Source organism: Pseudomonadota bacterium, from assembly GCA_030859565.1.
Classification (GTDB): Bacteria; Pseudomonadota; Gammaproteobacteria; order JACCXJ01; family JACCXJ01; genus USCg-Taylor.
The window spans coordinates 1-8,495 of sequence record JALZJW010000148.1; the positions used below are offsets into that span (position 1 = coordinate 1).

Genomic DNA, 8,495 nt, shown 5'->3' on the forward strand with positions numbered 1-8,495 from the left:
GTCCTGCCTTTTTCATTCCACTGATGCAGCTACACTTGCTGCGAGTTATCAAAGAGTGGGCCTCATACTACAACACAGCACGTCCGCACCTGTCTCTCGGTCCCTGGATCCCAGGACCGCCGGACACCTTACCCGCAATCAAGAAGGCATACCGCTATCAACTCCCCGCAGACCAGGGCGTTCTTGTCCGTCCTGTGCTAGGCGGTTTGCACCATGACTATCGGTTGGTGCCGTCGCCGCACAAGTCGAAAGATATTTGCGCACTACAGATGTCAGACTCTGCGTGGGACAACACAAGGTCTGCGAGCGTAGCGTGCCTACCAGCGGCACCGGCACTTTCACCGTCAGATGGACGGCATTCACCTTGATCTCGGCCTGGTTGCTCGCCGGCTGTGTCTTCACCTGTTCATTGATGACCAACGTCACAACTTGATCCAGCGCGGGCAGGGGCAAGGGTAACGGTAAGGCAGGGAGGACACCGGGGGTAACACGACCTTCTGGTTGGGGTTTCCCGTAACTTCGATAGGTGTGCCATTGATCTCCATGAACGCTGAGGTTAAGGACACCGGCGAGAAACTGGGCCTTGCTCCCTGACCCTGAGGTCTTGGCCGTCAGGAGCTCGGTCGAAAGCACCCCTGGATATTACCCCCTGGTTCGACTTATCACTGCACCCCGGTACTTGACAGCTCTCTGGTGTCTGCGACCGTGAAATTGATGCTAGCACGTTGGTGTTTACGGTTGCCCGGCCACTGAATAGGTTAGTCCATTTAGTCCATGCCCCTACGCCTGCGGAACTCAGACATACACCCCTCGGAGCCCACACGTAGAGGACTATGTTGATGGTGATTCACAAACTCTCAGTCTTCCTCGGCCAGGGTGCGCGGCGCTCTTCCAAATCCAATGTCGCATGCCCAGTAAATAAGTCACAAGCCTTTCGTGAATGGTTCACAGATTTCTCCGTTCAGGATCGGAAGAATAACGTCCAGCCGGAAAGGATTTCGGCGCGGCTCAATCGGTGTCCACTTGATCCTGGGAGCTTGAGAAACCGTACCATCCTTTAGATGGGCGTTTCTCGACAGGTGTTGGCCTTGCCAAGGGTTAAGACGGTGAGCTCGATACGGGTATCTATACGGCTAGGAGGAAGAGCCATCATGAACTTCGAATTGACATACTTACCGGCCTTGATGTTTGGGCTTTTGAATATATTCGCTGTCGCAGCAAATCGATGCGCCGCTGCTCGAACTGCTCAGTGCTTTTCAAAGGCGGCCTTGGTTGAACAGAATCGGCGATTCCTTCGCACCGGCGGTGTGAGCGCGAGCAATCGCAGTCACGGATTCCATCCTGCATTTATCGATCGCGAGACCGGCTCGGTCTACATTGCCCGCTTCACTGATGGACGCCCCGCCCCGATGCATATCCTCGATGGGTTGCCCGCAAAATTTGTGGTCGAGCGGCTTCCGTCAGGGCAAGTGGCAACTGTCAAAGGCTCAATCGAGGCCGGATTCGTTAAAGATGGAAATTTTATCACTCGTGAGGAAGCCGCCGCCGCAGTCGACGGTTGAACAGGAGGTATTCCTATGGACCGCGAACTTCTAGGCTTGTTGTTTTTGGCGTTTGTGCCTGGTATGGTGATTGTCGTTGTGGGGACGGTTACCGCAATACGGAAATACGGCGCCGTTTTTCTGTGGTGCCTGAGGTTGGAACCAGTGCGCGACAGGCTGGCCGCGCTACTGCGCGACATGCAAACACCCCAACCCGTGCCCGTCGACGTGCAGCGCGACACTATCATAGACACCAAGACGGCCGCCCATGTCGCTGCTACTTGCGGAAAAACTAATTCGGTCCCGCCGCACGATCCATTCCTTCGGGCGTGAGTCGCCGCCGCGAGAGCTTATTCTACGCGCCATTGATCTCGCGCGCTGGGCGCCGAATCACCGGCTTACCGCGCCATGGCGTTTTTACCTCTTGGGACCCGCGACCGCCGATGCAATCTGCCGCTTAAACGCGGAGCTGACCTCCCAAGCTAAGGGTATTCAAGCGGGGCAGGCCAAACTCAGGCGCTAGTCGAGGCCTTGGGTTGGCACTGGGTGGGGCGCATCCGCAATCGCCACGAAGTATCCCGTGTGTCGCGAATTCCTAATTCTAGGAATCCGCGCTAATCGCAGTCTTGCCAATGCATGCCGAGCTGGTAAGGTAGCGGCATGCGAGAACTTGTTCGTCCTCCTTGCGCATCTCTGCAAGACTGTGCTCCGCAAATAATATCTGACTGCACATTTACCTGCTCTTGCAGGAGCAGCTAACCATGCACGGAGATGTCGGTGTAGCCTAGAGGCATGGAATTTCTTGGACGCCCGGGCCGTGATGTGCTAATCACCGATGCGACCGTGATTCGATTGCATGAAGTGCTTCAAGGCGCTTTCCCAGCCTCTCGGACCTAAGGCGGCGGCTGCCGGATATCCGAACAAATTTCTCCAACTTTTGCGCGCCGATGGGGTCAAGTCACATGGTGGAAAAGTGCGGAATAAAACTCGCCAGATCTCGCCAAAACTCGGCTTTTCTCGGCAAAACTCGCCGTTATATTCCGCAGTGGATTTCTGGATGTTAGATATTTATCAGGCAGTTAACAAAGCTCTGTATAGGGGACTCATAACCCTTGGTCGTAGGTTCGAGTCTACCGGGCCCATCAATATATTCAAATAGTTATACGACTCTAACCTATGTTTTTTAGTGGAATATTGCACGATGGTGGCAGGTGTGGTGGCAGTTTGTAGCTGGATTGCGACGGCCGTTGCTGGACTATATCAGACCATCAACACCCCTTCCTTTGTCATGCCTCACGGCCCCTAGATGATGGTACGACAATGCTATATAAGAGTCCGGAGGTAACAGTATGTGAAGGAGATATATGGAAATATAAATGCATTTGGTATAAGGAATAGTCGCCACCTAATCGGGTAGCCGGGGGTATTTAGCCCCCAGCCCCCACACCACCACGGCATGCGGGTCCGCACCGGGCGGTTCACGAGAGTGGAGGACACGATGACTCAGGTATAGCCGTGGGCACGCATCCAGAGTGCCCGCACGGATATCAAGCCCTGGCGTGTCAACCAGTCATTCGTCATCCCGGTTTGTGTCGCCAAGGTCTCTTCGACAAGTGCCAATAGCTCTTGCTACTGAGCGCGGTCAAAATCGCTTGGCGCTTACTTGTTCCCAACGCCAGAAGATGGCGGACCTTGGTGCGCACCCAGCGCCACTTGTCGTCCGCAAAAATAACGTGGCTCGTTCCATTCTAGGCAAACCGGCCCCCGTTCTGCAGTTTGTTTGGACACCCGCTGATCACTCAATGCAACGTTTGAGGTCGCCCACAGCAATACTTGTATTTCATTCCACTGCCGCACGGACAGGGCTCGTTGCGTCCTACTGTCGACTTCGCTGGGATTGCTTTGGAACGCCGCGGGTTTGTAGCGGTGGCTTCGCGATACGATAGCCAGTACGCGTGAATGGCATGGATCGTCGGGGCAATCTTGTTTGACCATTCTGCATGCATCACGGCTTCATCGGGAGCGCTCGCCAGCTCGGCCCAACCTTCCTCGGCCGCAAAAAGTCGGAAGGGGCGCAAGAAGTCTGGCTGCTCCTCCAACAGGGGCTGACACGCCTCTTGGGTTAATCGAATGCCCTGCAGGAACCCGCTGCACCATTCATCGATGATGGTGTAGGTCTTCCCGTCGACCTCACGGGTGTAGAAGGTTGGTTCGAATTCCTCTGGAGCAACTTCAAAGGTCACGATGGCCGAGGTGTACAGCCGCATGATGAGATCGATGAGGCGCCTGACGACCTTCGACGAAGGAAACTCCGGCATGGGCTCGTCGGCCTCGCTGCCAAAGATGCGCGGGAGCCATTGGTCGGGCATCACGGTTACCGGTCCGATGGCAATTGCGGTGAGAAAGCCCTCTGCCGCACAGATATCCATGGTCGACTCGGGCAGACCCTCCGAGAGCAACAAGTCATCGAGTTCGGCGAATTCCTCCTCGCCTAATGGCTTCACGCGCGTCACTGCAGATCGGGCCTCAGGCCGCTATCAGCCGGTAGTCGCGATGTAAGTCTCCCAGAATAGGGCGTGCATAAACCCGCTGCTTCTCGGGGGGCCGATGTCTATGTGCTATCAGTGCGACGGGTAGCGTGCCGGGTGGGCTCGGGATCCCCGGACCGAGTGACATATGTGGTCGCGCCGTATTGTAATAAGAGGTCCAATCCTTCACGGTACGAAGCAGGTGTAATTGGGTTAGCGGGATCAGGAGATCCAGACACTCTCGCCGTAGGCTCCGGATCACCCGCTCGCAGACGCAATTCGCGAGTGGGCTGCGATAGGGACTCTTCAAGACCCGAAGACCGAGCTTCTGGACCGACCGGTCGAGTTCCGCGGAATAGATGCGATCGCGATCACGAAGCAAATACTGGTAGCAATGGTCCGAGGGGATCGCTTCGCGCAGCTGTTGCAGCGTCCAAGCCGCCGTCGGGTGATCGGTCACGTTTGATGTGTAGCAGCTTTCGGGTTCCAAGTTCCATCATGACAAACACGTACAGGCACTTGAATGTCGCGGTGACGACGATCAGGAAATCGCAGGCCACGATGGCATTGGCGTGATTATGTACGAACGTTAATCAGCGTTGATCACCTCGGGGTCGGCCCGCTGGACGCGTGGTCATACTTCGGCGAGGATGCAGGACGGGCGTTGTCGGTAATCACGGTCGCGATCTTAATGATACAATGACGGCCCAGGTCGAGTTCGGTCATCTCGAGTTCGATGCCGATGAGATTATCCGAGGATTGAGGCATCGCTTCAGCCGCATGCTCCGGTCGTGAATCTTTTCTCGCTCGTCTTCGGCCTTGCGGTTATCGCACAAGCCGCGGTCCATCTATGGCTGGATCACCGCCAAATACGGCATGTGGCGCGCCATCGTCAGAGAGTTCCCGAAGCCTTCGCAACGCGGATAGCGCTCGCGGATCACCAGAAAGCCGCCGATTACACCGCCACCCACACCCGCTTTGCTCAGTATGAGCTTTTGTTGGCGAGCGTGCTCCTTCTTATCTGGACGCTAGGCGGCGGGCTCGATCTGCTGGATCGGGCTTGGCGACACCTCGAGTTGCCCGAGCTTATTACCGGCGTAGGGGTCATGCTTTCAGCCTTTGCGCTCATGGCGCTGTTGGACCTTCCGGCAGCGCTCTATCGTACCTTTGTGATCGAGGAGCGCTTCGGCTTCAATCGCACGACGCCCAAGATGTTTTTTTACGATCTGCTAAAGCAAGGGCTGCTGCTGCTCGCGCTGGGGATCCCTTTGGCGACGCTAGTGCTATGGTTGATGCAGACCCCTGGCGGGCTGGGGTGGCTCAAGGCGTGGGTGGCCTGGCTAGGCTTTAGCCTGTTTATGACCTGGGCGTATCCGGTGTTTATCGCGCCCCTTTTTAATAAGTTCCGACCGCTCGACGATTTCGAGCTGCGAAGCCGCATCGAGGCGCTGCTCGCACGAAACGGGTTCTCGAGCAAGGGTTTTTTTGTCATGGATGGGTCGCTGCGCTCTACCCATGGCAACGCCTACTTCACTGGGTTTGCCAAGAACAAGCGCATCGTGTTCTTTGACACGCTGCTCAAGGAGCTGCAGCCTAGCGAGGTGGAATCAGTGTTGGCCCATGAGCTTGGCCATTACAAATGCAGGCATGTGTTGAAGAGAATGGTGCTGATGGCGGGTCTGAGCCTCGTTGGGGTCGCGCTTCTAGCCTGGCTTATGGAGCAGCCATGGTTTTACCCGGGACTCGGGGTCTCGCAGCCCTCCGTACATACCGCGATTGTATTGTTTCTCATGATAGCCCCGGTGTTCGGTATGTTGCTACAGCCGGTGCTGGCCGCGCTCTCGCGCCGCCATGAATTTGAAGCCGACAATTTTGCCGCAGAGCAAGCGGACGCCGGTAGTTTGATCCGGGCTTTAGTCAAGCTCTATAGGGAAAACGCCCGCACCCTCACCCCCGATCCCCTCTATTCGGCCTTTCACGATTCGCATCCACCCGTACCGTTACGCGTCGCGCAGTTAGCCGCCAAGACCCGGGGAGCATAGGTTGCCGAGATCATGTGGGGTGTTATTTGCGTTGACCGCCCCCCGGAATGATCTCTGCACGCAGCCAGTAGCCAAAAAAGCCGTCCTTCGAGGAGGAACGTGATCATGATCGTGTATGAAAAGGCTTTACGGGATCCAACCTCGGCTTTCACGTCGCCAGAACAGGTGCTCACCACTACCGAGCTGTCACGGGAACAGAAGATCGAGATCCTGCATCGCTGGGAATACGACGTCCGAGAGCTGGAGGTGGCCGAGGAAGAGAACATGCTCTCCACTTCCGATCAGCCGGACATCCTGGGCGAGATCTTGCGCTGTCTCCATGCCCTGGGCGCCGGGCTCGATGCCGCCCATTCCGCCCCGACCAAGCAGGGTGGCGCGTAACGATAGAGTCCAGAGGTATTCGTCGAGCATGCCGCTCGATATCTCCGCGGTTAATGACGTAGAGGTAACCTATGGCGGATGGCGAGAAGGTGGACATGTGGCTGCGCGAGACGCTCTGCTTCCGCAAGATCGACGGCAAGTGGAAGATCACGCACGAACACGAATCCGTGCCCTTCTGCATGGACGGCAGCTTCAAAGCGGCAGTCGACCTCAAGCCGTAGCCTACTCCCCACCTTGTTCAGGAGGGGTGCCGCTTCAGTGGCGGGGTGGTAGTCAGACCGCTCACTCTAACGGGCGGTTCTTATTGCATATCAGGTAACTATAAAGAGAGGAAATTATGTTCAAGGACACACATGCATTTAGCAGTTTTTCGGTGGACGACATTCAGAAAGCGAAGGAATTCTACGGCCAAACGCTTGGGATGGAAGTTTCCGAAGAGGAAGAAGGCCTGGCAATGCAAATCGCCGGCGGCGGTAACGTATTCATATATCCCAAGCAGGACCATCAATCTGCCACGTACACTGTGCTTAATTTTCCCGTGGACAATATTGAAGAGGCGGTGGATAAGCTGGCCGGGCTTGGCGTGAGTTTCGAATCGTAGGAAGGCGAAATGAAGATGGACGAAAAGGGCATCTTTCGGGGTGAATCCCGCGGCGAAGGCCCGAACATTGCCTGGTTCAAGGACCCGGCCGGTAATATTCTTTCCGTGCTTGAGGGGGTGTCATAGGGCTTGACGAGGAATGGATGAAGACAACCGATTATGGGCAAGCAGTTCAGAGATCTTAAGTCGCTTGGGTGTGAAAGCGCGGGCAGCTATTCTCGGGACAAATCCACGCAGGAGTGGAAGGGCAAGGTTCTCGTCGTGGAGGAGGCTGCAGGCCGGCGCATGAGTGATGTCGAATACGGGCGGAAACTGGGAGTTCATGCACTCGGGCCGCATGCAGGAACTGCTCAGGCAGGTGATCAAGGATGGGAGTGGCGGCCAGGGCCGATCGAGCGCGCAGCGCGCGCAATTTCTTTGTCCAAGGTGAACTGGAGGATTGTGCAAGGAAAAATCTGGGTTTGATTATTCTATTCTTACTGGCGGCCGCGCCGGACCTATGCCGGTCCAGTGGCCGATGCAAAGGCCCATTCAGAGGCGTTTGCAAAAGCCATGAATGCGCGCGATGCGGAGGCGATGCTCGCTCTCTATGCGGATGATGCGCATGTCATCTGGCCAGGACAGGGAGAGGAAGCCAAGGGAAGGGCCGAGATCAAGAAGCTCATCGACAACAATCTGAAGGTAATGCCTGCTGACGCAAAGGTTATTTTCAAGTCGCAGGAAGCTATAGCGCTGGGCAAGGGCTACATCGCGACGTTAGGTCAGTGGGAGCAGTCTTTCAAAGGACCCCGACGGAAAGCAGCAGACCATCCCGTTTCGCACCAGCGAGATCATCAGGAAGCAGGGAAACACGATGCTCTACGTGGTCGATCATGCATCGGTTGGGTTGCCACCTGCACCAGCGCCGGCATCGAGCAGTCCACCAACCCAATAAGGCCCTCGATGAGGGACACAAGCCTGAGGCGTGCATTACTCGCCTGGGTCAGATAGCCGGCGTGATCGGCTACCAGTCCCTGTCCGCCTTTTTGTAAGGCCTGCGTAACATCCAGTGGCGCAGCGGTGTCTTGGAGAGGGCGGCGCTGTCTACCAGCACGTAAATCGTCTCCGCCGTTGAGATGATGGCTTCGCTGCCCGCGATGCGGAACGTGAACGAAGTACGGCCGATGTGCCGGGCCCAAACGGATACCTTGTGCTGGGGCGCATGATCGTAGGTTGGGATGGTTCGTTTTTGCGCGAGCCTCATGCGCGGATTCTGGCGGGGACGCTCGCTCGATACAACAGGTCTATAGTATTTTCTAATTCAAAGATGAGTCTGAAAGAAGGTAGTAAAGCCTGGCCTCCTAGGGTGAAAGAGTACTGGCCTCCGGGGATAGCTGGGGGCGTCGGGAGCCTGGGCGGTGCG

The 8,495-nt window shown here is 56.4% G+C and carries 9 protein-coding genes and 4 pseudogenes; 8 read left to right on the forward strand and 5 right to left on the reverse strand.

What is annotated here, in order from left to right:
- The first annotated feature begins 1,151 nt into the window (after positions 1-1,151).
- Both M3436_17195 and M3436_17200 read left to right on the forward strand, forming a co-directional pair.
- Positions 1,152-1,562: a hypothetical protein gene (locus M3436_17195; protein ID MDQ3565761.1), complete on the forward strand. Its 411-nt coding sequence runs from the start codon at positions 1,152-1,154 to the stop codon at positions 1,560-1,562.
- A 247-nt stretch (positions 1,563-1,809) separates the two neighbouring features.
- Entirely contained in the window at positions 1,810-2,064 is a 255-nt protein-coding gene (locus M3436_17200; GenBank protein MDQ3565762.1) for a nitroreductase family protein, read from the forward strand.
- 980 nt (positions 2,065-3,044) lie between these two features.
- Here M3436_17200 and M3436_17205 read toward each other — a convergent pair.
- The 4 genes and pseudogenes from M3436_17205 to M3436_17220 form a co-directional block, all read right to left on the reverse strand.
- A pseudogene (locus M3436_17205) lies at positions 3,045-3,256 on the reverse strand (group II intron reverse transcriptase/maturase).
- 84 nt (positions 3,257-3,340) lie between these two features.
- A complete protein-coding gene (locus tag M3436_17210) occupies positions 3,341-4,054 on the reverse strand; it encodes a UPF0149 family protein (GenBank protein ID MDQ3565763.1) in 714 nt (237 codons plus the stop codon).
- A gap of 13 nt (positions 4,055-4,067) precedes the next feature.
- Positions 4,068-4,529 carry an integrase core domain-containing protein gene (locus M3436_17215; GenBank protein ID MDQ3565764.1) on the reverse strand — a complete coding sequence of 154 codons (462 nt, stop codon included), beginning with the start codon at positions 4,527-4,529 and terminating at the stop codon, positions 4,068-4,070.
- A 203-nt stretch (positions 4,530-4,732) separates the two neighbouring features.
- Positions 4,733-4,837 (reverse strand): annotated as a pseudogene (locus M3436_17220) (oligoribonuclease).
- A 23-nt stretch (positions 4,838-4,860) separates the two neighbouring features.
- Here M3436_17220 and M3436_17225 point away from each other — a divergent pair.
- The 6 genes and pseudogenes from M3436_17225 to M3436_17250 all read left to right on the forward strand — a co-directional run bounded on the left by M3436_17225 (position 4,861) and on the right by M3436_17250 (position 8,083).
- Positions 4,861-6,111, forward strand: coding sequence for a M48 family metallopeptidase (locus M3436_17225; GenBank protein MDQ3565765.1), 1,251 nt, complete (start codon positions 4,861-4,863; stop codon positions 6,109-6,111).
- A 105-nt stretch (positions 6,112-6,216) separates the two neighbouring features.
- On the forward strand, positions 6,217-6,492 hold the full coding sequence (locus tag M3436_17230; protein MDQ3565766.1) for a hypothetical protein: 276 nt from the start codon (positions 6,217-6,219) through the stop codon (positions 6,490-6,492).
- 92 nt (positions 6,493-6,584) lie between these two features.
- Positions 6,585-6,713 (forward strand): annotated as a pseudogene (locus tag M3436_17235) (nuclear transport factor 2 family protein).
- 116 nt (positions 6,714-6,829) lie between these two features.
- Positions 6,830-7,219, forward strand: a pseudogene (locus M3436_17240) (VOC family protein).
- A gap of 33 nt (positions 7,220-7,252) precedes the next feature.
- The gene (locus M3436_17245) at positions 7,253-7,558 is read left to right on the forward strand and encodes a hypothetical protein (GenBank protein ID MDQ3565767.1); all 306 of its coding nucleotides are present in this window, start codon (positions 7,253-7,255) and stop codon (positions 7,556-7,558) included.
- Positions 7,559-7,603: 45 nt separating this feature from the next.
- Positions 7,604-8,083, forward strand: a complete 480-nt coding sequence (locus M3436_17250; protein MDQ3565768.1) for a nuclear transport factor 2 family protein — start codon at positions 7,604-7,606, stop codon at positions 8,081-8,083.
- Between the two features lie 13 nt (positions 8,084-8,096).
- Here the strand turns inward: M3436_17250 and M3436_17255 are convergent, their stop codons facing one another.
- The gene (locus tag M3436_17255) at positions 8,097-8,336 is read right to left on the reverse strand and encodes a hypothetical protein (GenBank protein ID MDQ3565769.1); all 240 of its coding nucleotides are present in this window, start codon (positions 8,334-8,336) and stop codon (positions 8,097-8,099) included.
- Between the last annotated feature and the right edge of the window lie 159 nt (positions 8,337-8,495).